The organism is Mycobacterium intracellulare ATCC 13950 (genome assembly GCF_000277125.1).
In the GTDB taxonomy this organism is placed as follows: domain Bacteria; phylum Actinomycetota; class Actinomycetes; order Mycobacteriales; family Mycobacteriaceae; genus Mycobacterium; species Mycobacterium intracellulare.
In genome coordinates this window covers 2,143,297-2,162,817 of the sequence record NC_016946.1, presented here as the reverse complement: position 1 = coordinate 2,162,817, position 19,521 = coordinate 2,143,297, and the positions used below count along the sequence as shown (strand labels likewise).

Here is a 19,521-nt window from a genome sequence, read left to right as displayed (position 1 = left end):
CTTCGTGGCCTATGGCCTGCGGTAGCGCCTGTGCGGCGATTCGATGGCCCGTTGCGCCTCGAACACGCCAGCTTGCCGGTTTGCTTCGTTCGCCAGGCGCATGGCGGTCTCGCCGGTGATGTGCGCCTCGCGCGGCCGCTGGCGCGTCTGGCGGTCGAACTCGCGCGGCCCACCCTGTCCTAGCGGCCCTCCGTCCCAAGACGGCTGGGGCTGCTCGTCAGCTGGCGATCGGACACCGTCGTACCCGGTATCGCCGTACGGAGCGTGCGCTGCCCCGGCCTCTGCCTTCGCACCGTTTCCGTACTCGCCGTAGGCCGGTGCCGGGGGGGCTTTGAGGCCGGCTGAACCATAACCGTTACTAGCTTCTAGCGATTCGCCAGGAGTACCGCCGATGCTGTCGAACACCGTCTCGTACGGCTTTGCTTCGCACTGCGCTAGTACAACTTCCGATGGCGGCTTTAGGCCAGCGCGGTCCAAGCTGTTTTGGATGGCCTTCAGTTGCACATCGGGCGGCTTCGTGTCGTCAAAGGCAAACTCAATCAGTTTTCCCATCAAGCGGTTTGAAGCGTTCTCCACACGGATGCGCGCAGCCTCCTTGACCCTCTTGGTAGCGCCGCCATGCGTTCGACACACCGTCGCGCCGTATATCGCGAACTTGCGGCACCGTTCTCCGCGGCTATTTGTTGCAACGCAACGTCTTTCCGGATTGTCAGCCAGCAGCGTATCTTGCCGATTAGGCAGTTCGATGGCCTCGGAGTTTGATGCATTTGCGTCAATCACCGCCGGAAGGTTATCGCTGGCTTCGATTTCCACCGCTTCAACGTCGATAATCTCATTACTGTCACTCATTCGAGTCTCCAATGTTGCTGTCCTGCTGGCATTTCCGCAGGTCGCGCCGACCCATCGGTCACCCAGGGAATTGATGTCTAGTGTTGTCTAGTGGTAACTAGTGACACCCATGCAGGTCAGGGCCAGATACCACTAGATGCCATTGATTTCGGGAGGTTAGGGCGAGTGGCATCTAGGCTGGTCAGAGCGTTTTCCCAGGTCGCCGTCGCGCGCGATGCGGGCACACGCAGATTCAGAATTCGACATCGTCCGCTTCTTTCACCCTTTGCAGGCCAGGCGGCAACTCCCACGTCCAATGCGAGATCACGCCGTCGTCGCCGTAATGCGAAAGCTTGATGACTGCTAAATCTTTCGAGGCAGCTTGCACCGTTCCCTTACCGGCTCCGGTGGCCTGCTGAACCTGGTCAATCACTTCATCAGGTCGCATAGGTCCGGCCGAGAGCAGTTGCTTGAGAGCCTGTTTCGCGGCATCTCGCATTGGTGCTGTCTTGCGAGCATCGGCCACCTTGGCACCGTCCGCGCCGACCAGCTGGTCAGCCGTCAAATCGACCGTGCCGCGCCAGGCAACAACCGGCACTTCTTCGTTGTCAGGTGAGCTTTCAAGGGAGTAGCCGATTGAGTCTGGACTCTTGGACAGGTTGCCGATGGCTCGCGCCAGGGCGTACTTCGCGCCCTCTTCGGACTCTCGCACTAACGGTGCAGCCGAGATCACCGAGCGCACCAGCGCCGAATACGCCACGCTGCCTCCGCCCCGGTGCTTGGCGCTCATTCCGGCGGCCTTATTGAAGTGCCGGACCAACAAGATGGCACAGCCAGTCTCGCGCGCTAGATCAACCAGGTGCATAAGAACGCGGCGAATCGACGTATCCACACCATGTTTGACGTTCTCAGGCATGCAGGCCGAGATGGGATCAATGACTACGAGTTTGGCATTCGTCTCCGAGATGCCCTGCCGCAACCAATCAATGTCGTCGGGAATGGTGAACGGCTTTGCTTCGCCCCACGCGTCTACCGGCCTATTGAGCGTTGCAATTCTTTCCAGGTCCGCTCCGGCCGCGATCAAGCGCGGCACGATGGTGTCGTCTTCGTCGTCCTCGATTCCTACAAGGATTACGTCGGCAGGATCCGCTATGGAGTCAACGCGCTTTACGCCAACGACGGTGGTAGGCCAGGGTTTCCCCTGCGACACAATCGCGGCCATTGCCAGGGTCACGGTGGACTTGCCGACGTCGGAGTCACCCTCCAGAATTGAAACCTTGCCCAGGGGTAACCATCCATACCAGAGCCACTCCACTGCTCTGGGGGCCACGCCGCTGAGGCGACGCACCACGCTGACATCGTCACCGATGCCGCCCGTAGGGTCATCTGCTATGCTCACTTGTACTTTCACTTTCTGGTGGCGTCATCCGTTGTCTTGCAAACGAATCGGGTGGCGCCACTTTCATGTCCTAGGCTTCACCGCCTTTGTGGGTTGCCAGTCTTAACGGTCCGAAAATTGATCCTTGACGCCTCCATATTCGCGGGAATCGGTGCCAGGACACCGATCGCTTTTGAGTTGCAACTGGTCGATGTTGCTGCGTTCTGCTACGTCTATGGCCCACTGCACGAGGCGCGAAAACTCTGCCCGGTCGCGGTCCCAGTACTCCCTTAGCGTGGTTATGACGGTCTTGGCCGGCACATAACCAATGCGGGCCTCCGCAAGGCCAACCCTGAGGGCTTCTCGCATGACATCGTGCGGGCTGCGTCCCCGCTTTAGCAGCACGGTGTGCAGCTTGACCAACGCGGTGATCTTGTGTGGTCTGGCGTTACCCGCGTACCGGGCGCAGAACTGCCCAACGGTGAGTGTCGAGCCGCCAACCCTCACCCCCGCCCCTGCCTGAACCACATGTGTTGCTAGGTAGCTGGTCAGTTCTTCCGGCATAGCCGGCGGTGGTCCTGCACGTACAACGCGTCGGTCGCCGTAGGGAGGCAGCACGATACCGCCTCCAACGCAGCGGACCTCGCCGAAGGCCAGTGTTGGGTTACCGAGCCGCAAGCCTTTCGGTAGGGCAAACCAGTAGTGTCCGCGGTTGGCGCTCTCATCGGGACGGGTGTTGACGTATACAGCAGCGGCCAGGTGCTTCCGCAGGTGCCGGGGAGTGGAGCACGGCCGATCAACATCGATGACCACGCAGCCGTATTCGCCGGGGCTGGTAGCAAGGGCCTTGAAGGGGCCGAACTGTTCTCGCCACCGCAGCAGCTGCGCGGCGTCAGTAGTGATGTCTCGGTAGCCGACTAGGTTCCAACAGCTTTTGCCCCTGCCCTTTGACGGGTCAAACGGTGCCACCGGGATACCGTTGGCCGCATACTCCACCGCTGCGTCGAACACGTTCAGGCCGCTAGTGTCAGGAAACGAGTACATTACAGCTCCGGCGCTTCACGGTTGTTGCCTTCATCGATCCACTTGTCCACCGGACCCGAGTAGGCGGGGTGGCCATAGCTGATCCAACTCAGGGCATCCCGGCACTCGTTGCAAGTTTTGAATGCGTACAAGATCTCCCCGCGCTTGTAGACCAGGGTGTATACAACCGGGGTTGCTTGGTGGTCCCAGCAGCGGTGCAGCAGGTGAACGTCACACTTGGTTTGCCTGGCAAGTGTTTCGCGCAGATACGCTTGCCAGTCGTACGGAATCTCCAGCGGTACGAGGTACCGGTACCGATATGTCAAGACGTAGAGCCGGTTTGCGGTCAACGGGTCCGTTTCGTCATAGCTAGGTGCGTGGCGCGGATCGATTAGCCGTTCCTGCTCGGCATCGCAGTCCTCTAGATACTGCCTGTATCGTTCAGCGCACAGCATCTGCAGAATCATGTCGCCCTGCGGCGCAAGCCTTCCCGTGTCTGGGTTCCTGAGATTGCTTGTGTCGTATGCCGCGAATTCGTCGTACTCGCCGTCCTTGTTGAGAATCCCCCAGATGTGCATGGCCGAAACCGCTGCCATGGCCTCCCCGTAGGCCTTAGCTTCCCGCGCCTGGACATCGGTAAACGGTTGCCAGCGTACGCCTGACGCTTGCGCACCTGCCTGCATAGCTGCGTTCAACCGCTGTTCCAGGTCGGGGTCGAGCTCGTCGTGGTCGATCACTGCCGTACCTCTATTCAATCCAGTTGTTTTCGTACTCGTGCATGGCGTTGTCGTTGATGTCGTCGTGGTTGCTTGCCTGCAAGCTGTGCGCCTTCACGTGGTATTGCCGTATATCGGCACCAGTCGAACACGGCGCGTTCACCGTGAATCTGGCTGCAGCGTTTAGCCACTGATGGTGGTGGATCGCACTGCAATACGGGCACAGCACGTCCAGTCGAGTGATCCCTGGCTCGCGGTCGACAGAAAGCACCTGCGCCACGGGTAGTTTCGTCATCACAGCGCATGCACCAACGCATCCAGCGATTCCCGACTCCAATGCGCCTTTCGTCCAAGGATCTTCGGACGGGGCAGCTTGCCGGTGTAGTAGGCGTGGTATTTTACCGTTTCGACGGTGGCCGCAGTAAAGCCGAGGGAGTTTAGGTACCTGACGGCCTCTTGCAGGTCGAGGTACTGAGCGAAGGACGCGGTGCGTGTCATGGCTGTAATGTGCTCTCTGGTAATACTTTACGAAATCGACTGCGGCACTTGGCCGCTGGCGCCCATGATAGCCCACGCCAGCCCGCGCGTCCCGCCCGAAATTGAGTGGTGCGCGCCGAATCACGTTGCGCTATAACTGATTCCATCGGGCGGCGGCATGGACCGCGTAAGTTCCTGTACGGCGTGAGTCGGCACCTAGCGCAGGCGCGGCTGAGAGTCCTTTCAGTCCGGGCCGCGCTTGCGAGCCTGGTGTTTCAGAACAACTTTGGAAAGGCTCGAACAATGAGTGCTCTTACGACTCCCCGAATCAACCTCGATGTCTTGCAGTCGCTTTTGCATCTGTCGCCGTTTGGCGCAGAGGGCGGTTACGCCACCGAAGGCGATGTGCTGGTCAATACCACCGCGGACGGCGTAGACCTGAATGTCATCTGGGACGAGGTCGCGGCGGTGGTTAGGGCTTGGAATGCCGAACGTAGCGCCCTGACAAGCCTTCTGACGTTCAACACGACCAATACCGCCGACGCCATCCCGCAGAGCAGGTCCAGCGATAGCTTCGAGGAAGCATCTGAGTTCGGCGAACCCGAATCTATCCGACCGCCAGCCGATTACGCGCTCATGGGCTACACCTGGAATGACTACGACAAGGCCAGCCGCTGGACGTGGAAGTACCTGAGAGACTCTACGGCCGAGCAAGTCCGCGCGGTGGCCAACTATGCGTTGGAAGCCGACAACAAGCTGACCACCGGCACCATCTTGCAGCGCCTGTTTGACCCCGCGCAGACTTCAAACGAATGGGGCCACACGGTTTACGGTCTCTACAGCGGCGATTCGATGGTGCCGCCTGCGTACTTGGGAAAGGATTTCGCCACAGCTCACCAGCACTACCTGGTGTCTGGTAGCGACACTATCGACTCCGGCGACCTAGAAACCGCTATCCGCCAGGTCACCGAGCACGGCTACGGAACCGAACCCAACTCAAAGCTTTTGGCGTTGATGAACCCGGCCCAGGCCGAAGTAGTGGCGTCGTTCAAAGCTGGCGAGCAGAACGCGCCGGACATCATCGCCAAACACGATTACATTCCCAGCGCGGGCGCTCCGGCCTACTTCTCGCCTGACGAGATCGTTGGCCAGGTAGCACCGGAGTCTTACAACGGCCTCAAGGTTCAAGGCTCCTACGGCCCGGTATGGGTGATCCAATCCGACTTCATCCCTGAGGACTACATCGCCGTAGTCGCCACCTACGGAGCCAACAGCCCTGACAACGCCATCGGCTTCCGCGAGCACGTGCAGACCCAGTACCGAGGCCTGCGAACCATTTCCGGCCGCGTCCCTGGCTACCCGATCCAAGATGCGTTTTTCCAGCGCAGCTTTGGTGTGGGTGTGCGCCGTCGCGGCCAGGCGGCGGTGACGCAAATCAAGGCCACGGGCAGCTATGACGTGCCGGTGATCCCGCGATGACGCCCTCAGACTGGCTGCAAGCCAACCTATCCGCAGTCATCGTCGCCGTGGCCACCGCAAACGCAGTCCTAGCCGGCGTTGAGAACCGTAGTGCTAGTACAACTGCGCCTCAGGAGAGTGCGCACGATGCCGGGAGTATCTGACTACAACCCTCGGCACGCGATGGACATGGAGGCGCTTGACGCTGAGGCATCGGAGTTTTCGTGGGGATCGGGTCTGGAGCCCAAGAGGCTACGAGGCGCCCCGCCGTCGGAAGGTGGCCGGTATCGCGGTACCAGTCCGCCGTGCGAGAACCGGATCGGTTAATGCCTTCGCGGTTTATGTCGTTGATGCCCTCCACCTGGGCCATGGCTGGCGGCGATCACTACCCACTTGACTTGCTAGGTGTTACGCATGGCTGGCGGTGGTATCGGGTGGAGAGCGGCAAGCTGCATTCGCCACTGCAAGGCTATCCACTACAGCTACCGCGCGACGGCCATTTGCCCGGTGCCTATTTCATTCCCAGTGCGGTTCGTATGTGGCCGATGGTGCTCATGCTGCGCGACAAGCGTTGGTACGACTTCGCTTTGACGTTCGGCACCGTGTCCGGCCCTTTCATGCGCGATTTCCAGATGCCGCGCGTGGGGTCCATGTCAGCCAGCGAGTATCAAGCTCAGGCGATCCTGTCGGACGGCAACGTTGATATCGATGATGAGAGGTATGACCTTCCCGTTTTCCATCAGGAAATCGAGCTAGGCATGCTCAAGCGCGTCGAAAGCGCCGTGCTGAACTTGGCCGATACCTCGTAACGACCGCCAGCGCGCGGGATGTGGCGAAGGCAGATGCCGGGGGGTGGATTCACTGTGAAGTTGTCAAGGTGCTGCCTATGCGATAGGCGTGCTGTGCCAGTCGCGGAATCGAACCGCGATTCGGGCAGCAGCAGGAGCCCGAAGACCGTTCTGGCTCTATTGGTCAGGTCGCTACTTCTCGCCAGCGAAACTGGGCGTTCTCCGGCGCTTCCTCATCGAGGTGAACTTCGTAGGTCACGCCGACCTTCAGCGAGAGAAGCTTGCGAAAGTCCTCTCGCGACCCTGTTTGATAGCCGCTGCTCGTGCAGGCCATCAGCTCTCCACCTTCTTCGCGGCCATCTTCAGCAGCTTGGCCCAAAGACGCGCATCGTCGCTGGCGATTCTTACGCGCGCTTCGCCGCCGCCTTCCACGCACAGGTGGAGACAAACAGCACCCGGATCGCGGTCTGTGGGTCCTTCCATGCTGAGGAACATGGACACCTCGCCGCCACTATCGGCTGGGCCTCGCGCGTATCCATAGCCCTCCGGCCAGAAGCCAATGTCAGCACTGGACCTCCACCACCACGCCCCAGCGCTCACGTTGAAGTGATAGACGGGCCTTTGGCCGGTCACGGCTTCCATCAAGTCGGCGGTGTCGACGTATTCTTTCGGAACTTCCGGACGCTGAGTGAACTCAATCGATGTGTCGCTATAGATAGTCACTGTTATCCCTTCAGTGCGAACGGCACCTTGCACTGGTCGGTGAAAGGTGGACCGCGTTCTGCGGCCATCTCAACGGTAAGCAAGTTGCACTTTGCTGAGCAAGTGGTTTGCCTCGGAGCGCTAGCCTATTGAGCTGCTATTACCTGCGGAACCGCATTACCATAGTTAGTAGCTGTTCTATGGCAGTTGCGGCAGATTAGCAGCTGTACCGGACGCAGAGGAGCTGCAGCTGCTGCAGCGACGGTCACCGCTGCTGACCGCAGGCACGACATGCCCCGTGCAGTTGCGTGCGCTTGTCCGACCTGTATGCGACTCTGTAGGGCTGCCCACGGGAAGGGAGCCACACGCGATGTGACAGTACGAAGAAAGGCACGGACATGGAGGACGACGAGCACGAAGCCCGAGATCACGTGCGCGACTGGATCTCCCGGCTCAAAGCGTTCGCGTCGACACTGGAAGACATCGAGGCGGAGACCGCGACCGAATTCGTGGACAAGGCCGACGACGCATTGCGCGTCATCGTCAACCCGACTTTTGCATCCCCAGCCCGCACGCCAGAGTTTTTGCTTGTGATGCAAACCCTGGCCGCCGCATCGCGGGTCACGGCGACCGTGGTTAACGACTGGGCGAACACACCCGACGTCCGCGACCGTTACACGCGCGAGTCTGCGCAAAAGTTATTTAAGGACTCCCTGGACGACGTGTTGTCCGATAGCGAGCGTTGCCTTTCCGAAGGCCTCCCGTCGAAAGAGCAGATCCAGCAAGCTCTTCGGGCCGTGTTTGCCGGCGTTCAGCAGGCCGGAGAAACGGTTACCAAAATCATTGCCAAGCTTGAGGCTCAGGATGTCGAAGCCGACAACGATCCGTACGGATTGATGCTTGGATACCCGAATCCAAACGCGGACGCGGCCTTGGTTTTCGAACCCCTGTGTTCGATCACTGAAGACGAGTACACGCGCTATCGAGAAGCGCACGAACGCCTTCGGAAAATGTTGGACCGTGAGTTGTACAGACACATCTCCGATGAAAACGCAGTATTGTGTGATGTCCTGATCGGCATCTTGCAGGATTTGCAACCAAATCGTATTTCCGTGATGGACGAGGATGCCTGGGACGAGCGCATCCGCAAACTGCGCTCGGCGCTGATCTCCTTCACCACTGCATTGCAGATCCACCAGGACCAAACCGTCAACTCTGCTAGGAAGCTGTTTGGCGCAAATACGCAGCAAGCCACGGCGGTCAAAGAGCTGTTCAATGACCTAAAGAAAACATCATTCGACTATCAATGGCTGGAAGAATTACGTGACGCACTACTGCACGGCGATATCAACGCTTTCAAGTTTGCAATGACGGCGCGTCTCCACGGTGAGCCGGAAGTCAAACTAGACATGGACCGCGAATTCATGCTGGAGTTCACTAAAGGCACTAGAAAAAAGTGGGTCAACCGTAACTGGCTGGAACAGAGGACTACTGATCCCAGCGTGCTGGACATGATCAACGCCATCCAGCCGCTCATGAACGAGCTTCAAGACAAGCTGGACAAGATCATCTACCCCAACGTGGCTGACGATGTTGCCACGATCAAGGAACTCGTCGGCCGGTTCAACGGCAGGCAGGGCAAGTACTACCTGAAAACCGGTCCCGGGGGAACGCGGCGTAACCCACTCCCGCCCCTTCATGGTCTCAAACCGCGCGTACTCCACTTCGCCGCTACCTACCAGGACGAGGCCGAATCGGGTAGCTGACGAAGCAGTCGGCTGAAGGCCCTGCGACGAATGTGGACGCGATGTGGACGTGCCGCCGATTTTCGGCTGTCGAAGCTGTCGCAGATGCACTGATTTGATGGCCTCTAGCTGCACAAACACTTGGTGGGGCGGGCGGGGCTCGAACCCGCGACCAACGGATTATGAGTCCGCGGCTCTAACCAACTGAGCTACCGCCCCCGACGGGGTAGTTCCGTAGGAAACCGTAGCCGAAGACCGGAATCAGTGTCCGTCGGGCGGCAGGCGCCCACATGGCAGGTCACACAGCGATGGGCGCCACGTCGCGGTGGCGCCCATCGACAAAACGCACTCAGGCGGGCGACGACGCCTGTGCCGCCTGTCCCTTGATCGCGGGGATCATTTCCGGCGCGTAGACGAAGATCGCGGACTCGACCTCCCACTCAGCCTGCTCCGGCTTCAGCGGGGTCGTGTTGGTCACCATGTTCACGAGCCGTTTCCCGGCGGCCAACGGATTGTCAGCGCTGCGGACCTGGTCGGCGAACCAGCGGCCCTCGGCGGTCATGTTGCAGTCGTTGAACTCGGCGGAGTGGATCATCTTGTTCTGCGCAAGCAGGTTGATGTACTGGTCGTCCTTCGGGGTCATATTGCAGGCGGCCGCTGCCTGCGGCGCCGACAGCAGCGCTCCGCCCAGCATCGACGTCGCCACGACGGCGCCGGCCGCCCCCAACGCCAGCAGCTGCCCGCGCGAGCGTGTACGTCTGATGGTCATCTTTCGAACTCCTTCGCGTAGATATTTGCTGATCCACCTGTCGCACACCAATGGGTACACGGACAGAGAGCACGACAAACGGCGGGAGTACAAACAATGGATGAACAAAGAAGGTTGAAAACACTAGCGCGAGAAGCTATTTGAGCGACCGCTCCGCTCAGGGATCGACGAGCTTCTCCACCGGCACGGCGGCTTCCGGCATCGCCGTCAGCGGTTTAATGTGCCGCTATTCAATTAGCTGACAACATCAAATACAGCGGATGAAATTCAAAGCCGTTGCGGCCGTTCGATATTCGTTAGGCAGGGCAGACGCGGGCCCGGGGGATCAAGACTCCGTCGGCCAGTTTTGCTTGGCGGCCTGGTCCTTGATCTTCGGGATCACTTCCGGCGCGTACACATAGATCGCCGACTCGACTTCCCACTCGGCTTTGTCGGCCTTGAGCGGCGTCGTGTTGGTCACCATGTTGACGAGTTCTTTGGCCCGACCGAACGGATCGGACGAGCTCTTCACCTGGTTGGCGAACCACCGGCCCTCGGCGGCCTCATGACAGTCGCTGTACTCGGCGGTGTGCACCATGTTGTTCTGCGCGAGCAGGTTGATGTATTGGTCATCCGCAGGGCTCAAGTCGCACGTCGCCGAAGCCACGGGCGCTGAAAGCACCGCTCCGCCGAACATCGAGGCCCCCAGCGCGACACCGGCAGCCCAGACCGACGACACCCGCATGCGCGAGCGGGTACGGGTGCTTGTCATGTTCGAACCTCCCTCTGCGCAGGAACTCGATTGGCTCCGACGCAAACCCAAGCTACGAATGCTGCAAACAACGAACCGGGAAATCCATCGGCATGACGGCTCATGACGTACGTCCCATGGCCACCCGGCTGGGGCCACGCTGCCATTTCGCTACCGTCACGTCTCAGTGGTCATTTCAGTGTCGGCGACGGGGCTTAAGTTATCCAACGACCCCCGCACACAGCGAAAACGCACGCTTGCGCGTCGATGTACGAATGGTTAACATTTCGTGCCCTCGCGCCCGGATGAGCTCCTGGCTCACCCGCCGGCCACGTCGCGGCGCAAACGTCGCAGAGCCCTGCCGCCGGGCGTCGCGGTGCCCGCAGCTAAACGGCGGGCGGCAATCGACTACCGGGTTAACACCGGCCGCGGTCAGCTAAATACCGTGCGCCCCTCGGCGTCGATCAGATACCGCTCGGTGCCGCTCTCGACGCGTGGGGCGTCGGCGCCCAATGACACGGCGACTTTGTTGCTGGCATTGCGCATGATGTCGAAGGTGAGCTCGACGGATTCCGCCTCGGAGAAGCGGGAGCGCACCTCGGCGGCATCGTCGGCGGCGAGGTGCGCAGGGGTCCAAATTAACCCATCCGCATAGCGCAGCGCTGCTTTTGCGCGGTCGTCGAGCAAACCCGACGATTCGAACCGCTCGATCTCCTCGTACAGCGTTTCCGAACCGCCGGCGTCGAGCGCGCCGCCCTCGCGTAGCGAGTTGCACAGCCGGCAATTGTGTTGCGCCGCGCCCCGCAACCGCACCAGTTCGGAGGTGACCGGGTCCAGCGCACGCATTCGCGCCACGACGATTAAAAAGTCGTTGAACACCAGATCCGACGGGTCGGTGGTGTGATCCCAATTGATCGGTCCGGCCGCCCAGCCCAGGTACTGCGAGCCGACCCCGAGCGCTTCCAGCCCGGCCCGCACCCGCGGGACGAAGTCGGCGATGTACATCTGCACGACGACCCCAAAGGTGCGGTCCCCGAGGTGTTTCGACAACCGGGACCGTTGCTCGGCGGTGATCGCCGCGACGTCGGCGCTGAATTGTTCGGCGAAGTCGACGACGGCCGCCTCGGCGTCGGATTCCGGCTCGCCCACCTCGACGGCCGACGGCAGCGGCGGCAGGGACACCGTCTGCGCGCACACCCGCCGGATCAACGCCGCGATGCGCGCGTCGGCGGGCGCCGCGGGAAACAGCGCCACCAGGCGCGTGAGCTGATCTTCTCGAACCGAAACCGGGGCCGCCATTCGTCACACGCTAGAGCGCGTGTCGCCCGGCGGCAATCGAACTATTGGGCCTGGCTCACCGAGGACATGTGGAAGTCCGGGATCCGCAGCGACGGCATCGCGGCGCGGGTCGCCCAATCCCCCCATTCGCGCGGCAGCGTCTTCTCGCTCGCACCGGCCTCGGTGGCCCGTCGCAGCAGGTCCAGCGGGCTTTCGTTGAACCGGAAATTGTTGACGGCGGCGGTCACGCGTCCGTCTTCGATGAGGTAGACGCCGTCGCGGGTGAGTCCGGTGAACAACAGGGTGGTGGGGTCGACGACCCGGATGTACCACAGCGTGGTCAACAGCAGGCCTCGCTCGGTGGCCGCGATCATCTCGTCCTGGGTGGCCGTCCCCCCGGTCATCACCAGGTTGTCGGCGGCGACGGCGACCGGGGCGTCGTACTTCTCGGCGGTGGCCCGCGGGTAGGCCAGCGCGTTGATCACGCCGTCGCGGATCCAGTCCACCTGGGTGATCTCCATGCCGTTGTCGAACACCGACAGCGTCTCCGAGGAGCTGCTCGCCGCGACGAACGGCGTGCAGGCAAGGCCGGGCGCCATCGGATCGGAGAACAGGGTGATCGGCAGATCGGTGAGCCGCTCCCCCACCCGGGTTCCACCGCCGGGCGCCGAGAACGCGGTCCGACCCTCCTGCGCGCCGCGGCCGGCCATCGACCACGCCATATAGATCATCATGTCGGCCACGGTCGACGGCGGCATGACCGTCTCGTAGCGCCCCGCCGGCAGTTCGACGCTGCGCTGCGCCCAGCCCAGCCTGGTCGACAGCTGATCGAGCAGCGAATCGATTGGCACATCGACGAAATCGGGCGTCCCGACGCCCGCCCACGCGCTGGCGTCGCCGCGTTTGGCGTTGATCTCCACCGCTCCGGTGGGTTGGCTGAAACGCCGCCGCAATCCGGTAGACGATGCCAGGAACGTCGTCGAAACGCTATGGTGCGCAAAGCCGTAAAGCCGATCCGCGCCCTTGAAGCCGCGGCTCAGGGAGTCGGCCGCGTCGGCGAAGACCAGCGGCCCGGTCCCGGGTACCGGCGCGTCCCAGTCGGCGGGCACCCCGCTATCGGCGAGCAGCGGCGCGGCATCGCCGGCCTCCGGCGCCGAGCCCGCCGCCTCCTGCGAGGCCGCCACCAGTCCGGGGAGCACCCGCGGATCCGCCTCGGCGGACACGACCGTGCCGATGCGCGCGCCGCCGCCCCGGCGCACCACGGAGATCACCGACACGCTGCGGCTCACCGAAACCCCGTTGGTGGTCATCGAATTGCCCGCCCAGCGCAGGGTCGCCTCGACCTTGTCGGTGACCAGCACCATCGTCTCGTCGGCGCCGCCCAGCTTGGCCGCCTCGTCGAGCACGATGTTGACGACGTGCTGCGGGCGGATCATCGCCCGCCCTCCGTGCGGGTGTTCAGCACGTTGACGCCGCGGAACAGCGCCGAGGGACAGCCGTGGCTTACCGCCGCGATCTGCCCCGGCTGGGCCTTGCCGCAGTTGAACGCCCCACCCAGGCGCCAGGTGGACCGGCCCCCCACGGCCTCCATCGAATTCCAGAAGTCGGTCGTGGTGGCCTGATAGGCGACGTCGCGCAATTGCCCGTCGAGGCGGCCGTCGCGAATGCGGAAGAACCGTTGGCCGGTGAACTGGAAGTTGTAGCGCTGCATGTCGATCGACCAGGACTTGTCGCCGACGATGTAGATGCCGTCTTCGACCCGGCCGATGAGCTCGTCGGTGCTGATGTCCTCGGGGGCGGGCTGCAGCGACACGTTGGCCATGCGTTGGATCGGCACGTGGTGCGGCGAGTCGGCGTACGAGCAGCCGTTGGAGCGCTCATGCCCCAGGCGCCGCGCGAACACCCGGTCGAGCTGATAGCCGGTGAAGATCCCGTCGCGCACCAGATCCCAACTCTGCGCGGCAACTCCTTCGTCGTCGTAACCGATTGTGGCCAAACCGAATTCGTCCGTCCGGTCCGCGGTCACGTTCATCACCGGCGACCCGTACCGCATGGTGCCCAGTTTGTCCGGTGTGGCGAACGACGTTCCGGCGTAGGCGGCCTCGTAGCCGATCGCGCGGTCGTATTCGGTTGCGTGACCGATGGATTCGTGAATCGTCAACCACAGGTTGGTCGGGTCGATCACCAGGTCTGTGGGACCCGGGACAACGGTGGGCGCCTTCACCTTCTCGGCCAGCAATGCCGGCAGCTGCGCCAGCTCGTCGGTCCAGTTCCAGACCTCGTCGCCAGTTAGGACCTCCCAACCCCGGCCCATCGGCGGGATCAGCGTGCGCATCGAATCGAAGCTGCCCGCACCGGGGTCGACGGTCACCGCCTCCAGGGTGGGCTGGATGCGGACGCGCTGCTGGGTGATCGAGGATCCGAACGTGTCGGCGTAGAACGTCTGCTCCTTGACCGCGGTCAGCACGGCTGAGACGTGATCGATGCCGTCGGCGCTGAGCAGCCGCCCCGAGTACTCCTCGAGCACGGCGATCTTGTCGGTGGTGGAGACGTCGAACGGGTCGATGCGGTAGTTCGACACCCAGGTCGCGTCGGTGTAGACGGGTTCGGGCGCCAGCTCGACGCGCTCGTTGCTCAGCATCGCCAGCGTGGTGGCGACCTGCACCGCGTGCCGCGCGGTCTCGGCGGCGACCGACGGCACCAACTCGGCGTGCGAGGCGAATCCCCAGGTGCCGTCGACGATCACCCGCACCGCCAGACCGACCTCGCGGTTGATCACCGACGTCTCGAGCGCGCCGTCACGCAGCTGGATGATCTCGGTGGTGATGCGATGAACCCGCAGGTCGGCGTGCGTGGCCCCGGCCGCGGTGGCCGCTGCAAGCGCGGCGTCGGCCAGTTCGTGGCGCGGCAGGTCGAGGAAGTCGGCATCGATCCCCCGGTTCGGTGTCACGGCTCCACCGTAACGGCCGCTCACCCCAAACCGCGGCAGCGCCCGCTTTAATTACCCCATGGCCGGCGCCGCCCGCAGGATTCGTCCTCGATCGACCGCGCTGGGCTATGCGCTGCTGGCGCCGAGCCTGTTCGGTGTCCTCGCCTTTCTGCTACTGCCCATCCTGGTCGTGATCTGGCTGAGCCTGTGCCGGTGGGATCTGCTGGGACCGCTGCGCTTTGTGGGCCTGTCCAATTGGCGGTCGGTGCTGACCGACGGCACATTCGGTAATTCGCTGATCGTCACGGCGATCTTCGTGGCGATCGTGGTGCCGGCGCAGACGGCGCTGGGATTGCTGGCCGCGTCGATGCTGGCCCGCCAGCTTCGTGGCACCGGCCTGTTTCGCACCGTGTTTGTGCTGCCATGGATTTGCGCCCCACTGGCGATTGCGGTGTTGTGGCGGTGGATCCTGGCTCCCACCGACGGCGCCGTGAGCACCGTGTTGGGACACAGCATCGAATGGCTTTCCGATCCCAGCTTCGCGCTGCCGCTCGTATCGGCCGTCGTGGTGTGGACCAACGTCGGATACGTCTCGCTGTCGTTCCTGGCGGGCCTGCTGGCCATCCCCGACGAGGTCCACGCCGCCGCACGCACCGACGGCGCCAACGCGTGGCAGCGGTTCTGGCGCATCACCATACCCATGTTGCGGCCGACGACCTTCTTTGTACTGGTGACCGGGATCGTCAGCACCGCACAGGTTTTCGACACGGTGTACGCCCTGACCGGCGGCGGGCCGGCGGGCAGCACCGACCTGGTGGCCCACCGCATCTACGCCGAGGCGTTCGGTTCGGCGGCGATCGGCCGGGCGTCGGTCATGGCGGTGGTGCTGTTCGTGATCCTGATCGGCGTCACGTTGCTTCAACATCTGTATTTTCGGCGACGGATCAGCTATGACCTCACCTAGCCGCGCCAGCACCGCGCTGATCTATTCCGGGCTGACCCTGGGCGCGTTGATCACGTTGGCGCCGTTCACCCTTGGCTTGATGACCGCGTTCACCTCGGCGCACCAATTCGTCACGGGTACGCCGCTGCAGCTGCCGCGGCCACCGACGCTCGCCAACTTCACCGACCTCGCTGGCGCCGGGTTCGGCCGCGCGGCGGCGGTCACCGCGTTGATGACGGCGGTGATTCTGGTGGGCCAGTTGACATTTTCCGTGCTGGCTGCGTACGCCTTCGCGCGCTTGCAGTTTCCCGGGCGCGACGCGCTGTTCTGGGTGTACATCGCGACGCTGATGGTGCCGGCGACGGTCACGATCGTGCCGATGTATCTCATGATGGCCCAGCTAGGCCTGCGCAACACGTTCTGGGCGCTGGTGCTGCCGTTCATGTTCGGCTCGCCCTACGCGATCTTCTTGCTGCGCGAGCACTTTCGCATGATCCCGAACGACTTGGTCAACGCCGCCCGCCTGGACGGCGCCAACACGCTGGACGAGATCGTGCACGTGGTGATCCCGTCGAGCCGGCCTGTCCTGGCCGCCCTGGCGCTGATCACCGTGGTCTCGCAGTGGAACAACTTCATGTGGCCGTTGGTGATCACGAGCGGCCACAAGTGGCGGGTGCTCACCGTGGCGACCGCCGACCTGCAGTCGCGGTTCAACTCCCAATGGACGCTGGTGATGGCGGCCACCACCATTGCCATCGCCCCGCTCATCGTGCTGTTCGTGGCCTTCCAGCGCCACATCGTCGCCTCGATCGTCGTCTCGGGGCTCAAGTGACCCGGCCCCGGTTTTCCACGCTGGTCGCCGGAGCGCTCGGGGCGGTTGCGGTGTTGCTGGCGGCGACGGCGGTGCTGCTGGGTTACTCGGGCCAGCCCCATGGCGGCAAGACCATTGTGACGGTGCGTATCTGGGGCGATCAGATCGCCGCGGCCTATCGGCAATCGTTCCAGGAGTTCAGTCGCGCCCATCCCGACATCGAAGTGCACGTCAACTTGGTGGCGTATTCGACCTACTTCAATACCCTGCGCACCGACGTGGCGGGCGGCAGCGCCGATGACATCTTCTGGCTGTCCAACGCCTACCTCGCGGCTTACGCCGACAGCGGCCGGTTGCTGGATATCGGTGCGGCGCTGGGCCCCACCGCCGCGTCGGACTGGGAGCGACCGGTCGTCGAGCAGTTCACCCGCAACGGCACGCTTTGGGGCGTGCCGCAGCTGACCGACGCCGGGATCGCGTTGTACTACAACGCCGACCTGCTGGGCGCGGCCGGCGTCGACCCCGCCCAGTTGAGCACCTTGCGGTGGGGTCCCGACGAGCCGGACACGCTGCGACCCGTCCTCGCCCGGCTGACCGTCGATGCCGACGGAAACCGCGGCGATAGCAAGGGATTCGACGCCGGGCGGGTGCGGCAGTGGGGATACAACGCGGCCAATGACCCCCAGGGGATCTACCTGAACTACATCGGGTCGGCCGGCGGTGTGTTTCAGCGTGGCGACGAGTTCGCGTTCGACAATCCCGGGGCCGTGACCGCGTTTCAATATCTGGTCGACCTGATCAACCGCGACCACGTCGCGCCTCCCGCCGCCGACACCAATGACAACGGCGACTTTTCCCGCAACCAGTTCCTGGCCGGCCGGATGGCGCTGTTCCAGTCCGGTACCTACAACTTGGCCCCGGTGGCCCGCGACGCCCGCTTCCGTTGGGGTGTGGCGCTAATGCCATCGGGCCCGGCGGGCCGGGTCAGCGTCACCAACGGCATTGCCGCGGCGGGCAATGCGGCATCACGGCATCCCGACGCGGTGCGCCGGGTGCTGGCCTGGATGGGCAGCAGGCAGGGCAACGAATACCTGGGCCGCTACGGTGCGGCGATCCCCGCGGTGTCGTCGGCCCAGCCGGTCTACTTTCACTACTGGGCCACCCGGGGCGTCGATGTCACGCCCTTCTTCACCGTGCTGAACGGCCCGCGCATCGCGGCGCCCGGCGGCGCGGGGTTTGCCGCGGGCAATGACGCCCTGCAGCCGTATTTCGACGAAATGTTCCTGGGCCGCGGCGATGTCGCGTCGACGTTACGGCGCGCTCAGGCGGCGGCCAACGCCGCCGCGGCGCGTCAGTGAGCGCCTGATCACGGCGAGCCGCTCGAAACCTCGCCGACCGTCTCGTCGTTGAGCGCGCTGTGGTGGCGGCCCCAGACGAAATAGAAAACCAACGCCAGCACGACCCAGCCGCTGAACGCGACCCAGGTGTACCAGTGCAGGCTGGCGAGGATGTACCCGCAGGCCGCCACCGAAAGGACCGGCGTGACAGGGTAACCCGGGACCTTGAAGCCCCGCGGCAAGTCGGGCTCGCGCACCCGTAAGACGATCACTCCGACAGAAACCACCACGAACGCGGTCAGCGTGCCGATCGACACCATGTCCGCGAGCTTTTGCAGCGGGACGAAGGCGGCCAACGTCGAGGCCGCGAGCGCGACGATCACCGTGTTGTTCACCGGGGTCATGGTGCGCGGGTTCACCTTTGCGAACCTTGCGGGCAGCAGGCCGTCCCGCCCCATGGCGAACAGGATGCGCGTCAGGCCGTACATGGTGACCAGCGTGACGCTGAAGATCGAAATGACCGCGCCCGCAGCGAGGATCGAGCCGGCCCAGCTGCCGTGGGTGACGTTCTCGAGAATCGTTGCCAGCCCGGCCTCCTGCTGTCCGGCGAAAGCTTGCCAGGGCTGCGCGCCCAGTGCGGCCACCGCAACCAATACGTAGACGCCGGTGACGGTCAGCAGAGCGGCGATCAGCGCGCGCGGCATGGTCTTCTGCGGGTTGTTCACCTCGTCACCCGCGGTGGACACGGCGTCGAGGCCGATGTAGGAGAAGAAGATGGTGCCCGCGGCCGACCCGATGCCCGCGACGCCGAACGGCGCGAAGTCCCGCAGGTGGTGCGCGTCGAACGCGGTGAAGGCGACGATCGCGAACACGACGAGCACGCCGAGCTTGATCATCACCATGATGGCGTTGACCTTCGCCGATTCGCTGGCGCCGCGGATGAGCAGCAACGCGCACATCCCGATCAGCGCGATCGCCGGCACGTTCAAATAGCCGGGCTGCGCGTCCCACGGCGCGGCCGACAAGGCATGTGGCAGTTGAAATCCCACCACATTGCTCAGCAGCCTGTTGAGGTAGCCGCTCCAGTTGACCGCGACCGCGGCGGTGGCCACCCCGTATTCCAGCAGCAGGCAGGCCGCCACACCCATCGCCACCACCTCCCCGAGCGTGGTGTACGCGTACGAGTACGACGACCCCGAAACCGGCACCGCCGAGGCCAATTCGGCGTAGCACACGGCCGCGAGGCCGGCGGCGAGGCCCGCCAGCAGGAAGGAGACGATGACTCCCGGCCCGGCCTCGGGCACGGCCACGGACATGACGAAGAAGATGCCGGTGCCGATGGTCGAGCCGACCCCGAACATGGTCAGCTGAAAGGTGCCGATGCCGCGCTTGAGGCCCTCCGCGGCACCGGGCGCGACGTGCGCGCCCACCACGGGGCGGCGCCGCAGCAGCTGCTCCTTCAGGCCAACCGACGTGGCTGCCAATTGCGCCTCCTGTTTCCGGTTCGGCGATCAGCGCCGGCGAAGCCCTCCGGGCCCGTCGGCCGCCAGGTGGCGCACCCCGGGCTCGGTCCAGGTGCCCGGATCGTCGAAGGCGCGCACGGCTTCGC

20 protein-coding genes, 1 tRNA gene and 1 pseudogene are annotated in these 19,521 nt (G+C 63.5%); 6 read left to right on the top strand and 16 right to left on the bottom strand.

The window, feature by feature from the left end:
• Nucleotides 1-9: 9 nt before the first annotated feature.
• The 6 genes from OCU_RS50365 to OCU_RS35095 form a co-directional block, all read right to left on the bottom strand.
• Nucleotides 10-849, bottom strand: a complete 840-nt coding sequence (locus tag OCU_RS50365; RefSeq protein ID WP_014379838.1) for a hypothetical protein — start codon at nt 847-849, stop codon at nt 10-12.
• A 232-nt stretch (nt 850-1,081) separates the two neighbouring features.
• On the bottom strand, nt 1,082-2,227 hold the full coding sequence (locus OCU_RS35110; protein WP_052315299.1) for an AAA family ATPase: 1,146 nt from the start codon (nt 2,225-2,227) through the stop codon (nt 1,082-1,084).
• Nucleotides 2,228-2,329: 102 nt separating this feature from the next.
• On the bottom strand, nt 2,330-3,217 hold the full coding sequence (locus tag OCU_RS35105) for a bifunctional DNA primase/polymerase (RefSeq protein WP_231119587.1): 888 nt from the start codon (nt 3,215-3,217) through the stop codon (nt 2,330-2,332).
• A gap of 32 nt (nt 3,218-3,249) precedes the next feature.
• The gene (locus OCU_RS35100; RefSeq protein WP_014379835.1) at nt 3,250-3,966 is read right to left on the bottom strand and encodes a hypothetical protein; all 717 of its coding nucleotides are present in this window, start codon (nt 3,964-3,966) and stop codon (nt 3,250-3,252) included.
• Between the two features lie 10 nt (nt 3,967-3,976).
• Nucleotides 3,977-4,240, bottom strand: a complete 264-nt coding sequence (locus tag OCU_RS51045) for a hypothetical protein (RefSeq protein WP_148278270.1) — start codon at nt 4,238-4,240, stop codon at nt 3,977-3,979.
• Nucleotides 4,240-4,443, bottom strand: a complete 204-nt coding sequence (locus tag OCU_RS35095; RefSeq protein WP_014379833.1) for a hypothetical protein — start codon at nt 4,441-4,443, stop codon at nt 4,240-4,242. Before OCU_RS35095 ends, OCU_RS51045 begins: the two co-directional genes overlap by 1 nt.
• A 282-nt stretch (nt 4,444-4,725) precedes the next feature.
• On the opposite strand from OCU_RS35095, the gene OCU_RS35090 reads away from it, so the two are divergent.
• Complete coding sequence (locus tag OCU_RS35090) at nt 4,726-5,901, top strand: hypothetical protein (protein WP_041787042.1); 1,176 nt, start codon at nt 4,726-4,728, stop codon at nt 5,899-5,901.
• Between the two features lie 329 nt (nt 5,902-6,230).
• Entirely contained in the window at nt 6,231-6,689 is a 459-nt protein-coding gene (locus OCU_RS51650) for a hypothetical protein (RefSeq protein WP_231119588.1), read from the top strand.
• Nucleotides 6,690-6,852: 163 nt separating this feature from the next.
• Here OCU_RS51650 and OCU_RS51270 read toward each other — a convergent pair whose 3' ends face one another.
• Complete coding sequence (locus OCU_RS51270) at nt 6,853-7,002, bottom strand: hypothetical protein (protein ID WP_014379830.1); 150 nt, start codon at nt 7,000-7,002, stop codon at nt 6,853-6,855.
• A complete protein-coding gene (locus tag OCU_RS35080; protein WP_041787041.1) occupies nt 7,002-7,391 on the bottom strand; it encodes a hypothetical protein in 390 nt (129 codons plus the stop codon). Before OCU_RS35080 ends, OCU_RS51270 begins: the two co-directional genes overlap by 1 nt.
• A gap of 377 nt (nt 7,392-7,768) precedes the next feature.
• Between OCU_RS35080 and OCU_RS35075 the strand changes: the two genes are divergently transcribed.
• Nucleotides 7,769-9,136, top strand: coding sequence for a hypothetical protein (locus OCU_RS35075; protein ID WP_014379828.1), 1,368 nt, complete (start codon nt 7,769-7,771; stop codon nt 9,134-9,136).
• A 121-nt stretch (nt 9,137-9,257) separates the two neighbouring features.
• Here the strand turns inward: OCU_RS35075 and OCU_RS35070 are convergent.
• The 6 genes from OCU_RS35070 to OCU_RS35045 form a co-directional block, all read right to left on the bottom strand.
• Nucleotides 9,258-9,334: transfer RNA gene (locus tag OCU_RS35070), tRNA-Ile, on the bottom strand.
• A 130-nt stretch (nt 9,335-9,464) separates the two neighbouring features.
• Nucleotides 9,465-9,884 carry a DUF732 domain-containing protein gene (locus OCU_RS35065; protein WP_014382319.1) on the bottom strand — a complete coding sequence of 140 codons (420 nt, stop codon included), beginning with the start codon at nt 9,882-9,884 and terminating at the stop codon, nt 9,465-9,467.
• A gap of 325 nt (nt 9,885-10,209) precedes the next feature.
• Nucleotides 10,210-10,608, bottom strand: a complete 399-nt coding sequence (locus OCU_RS35060) for a hypothetical protein (RefSeq protein ID WP_009953104.1) — start codon at nt 10,606-10,608, stop codon at nt 10,210-10,212.
• Nucleotides 10,609-11,046: 438 nt separating this feature from the next.
• On the bottom strand, nt 11,047-11,913 hold the full coding sequence (locus OCU_RS35055) for a carboxymuconolactone decarboxylase family protein (protein WP_014379826.1): 867 nt from the start codon (nt 11,911-11,913) through the stop codon (nt 11,047-11,049).
• Nucleotides 11,914-11,954: 41 nt separating this feature from the next.
• Entirely contained in the window at nt 11,955-13,328 is a 1,374-nt protein-coding gene (locus OCU_RS35050; protein WP_014379825.1) for a TldD/PmbA family protein, read from the bottom strand.
• Nucleotides 13,325-14,842: a TldD/PmbA family protein gene (locus OCU_RS35045; protein WP_014379824.1), complete on the bottom strand. Its 1,518-nt coding sequence runs from the start codon at nt 14,840-14,842 to the stop codon at nt 13,325-13,327. The genes OCU_RS35050 and OCU_RS35045 overlap by 4 nt, the downstream gene beginning before the upstream one ends.
• A gap of 58 nt (nt 14,843-14,900) precedes the next feature.
• On the opposite strand from OCU_RS35045, the gene OCU_RS35040 reads away from it, so the two are divergent.
• The 3 genes from OCU_RS35040 to OCU_RS35030 are packed head-to-tail and all read left to right on the top strand — an operon-like array spanning nt 14,901 to nt 17,933.
• Nucleotides 14,901-15,785, top strand: coding sequence for a carbohydrate ABC transporter permease (locus OCU_RS35040; RefSeq protein WP_008255663.1), 885 nt, complete (start codon nt 14,901-14,903; stop codon nt 15,783-15,785).
• Nucleotides 15,772-16,596 (top strand): carbohydrate ABC transporter permease, encoded by an 825-nt coding sequence (locus OCU_RS35035; RefSeq protein ID WP_014379823.1) that lies wholly within the window; start codon nt 15,772-15,774, stop codon nt 16,594-16,596. Before OCU_RS35040 ends, OCU_RS35035 begins: the two co-directional genes overlap by 14 nt.
• Nucleotides 16,593-17,933 (top strand): extracellular solute-binding protein, encoded by a 1,341-nt coding sequence (locus OCU_RS35030; protein ID WP_014379822.1) that lies wholly within the window; start codon nt 16,593-16,595, stop codon nt 17,931-17,933. Before OCU_RS35035 ends, OCU_RS35030 begins: the two co-directional genes overlap by 4 nt.
• 8 nt (nt 17,934-17,941) lie before the next feature.
• Here the strand turns inward: OCU_RS35030 and OCU_RS35025 are convergent, their stop codons facing one another.
• Entirely contained in the window at nt 17,942-19,396 is a 1,455-nt protein-coding gene (locus tag OCU_RS35025; RefSeq protein WP_014379821.1) for an amino acid permease, read from the bottom strand.
• Nucleotides 19,397-19,438: 42 nt separating this feature from the next.
• Nucleotides 19,439-19,513 (bottom strand): annotated as a pseudogene (locus tag OCU_RS51895) (hypothetical protein); the annotation flags it as partial.
• Nucleotides 19,514-19,521: the final 8 nt, after the last annotated feature.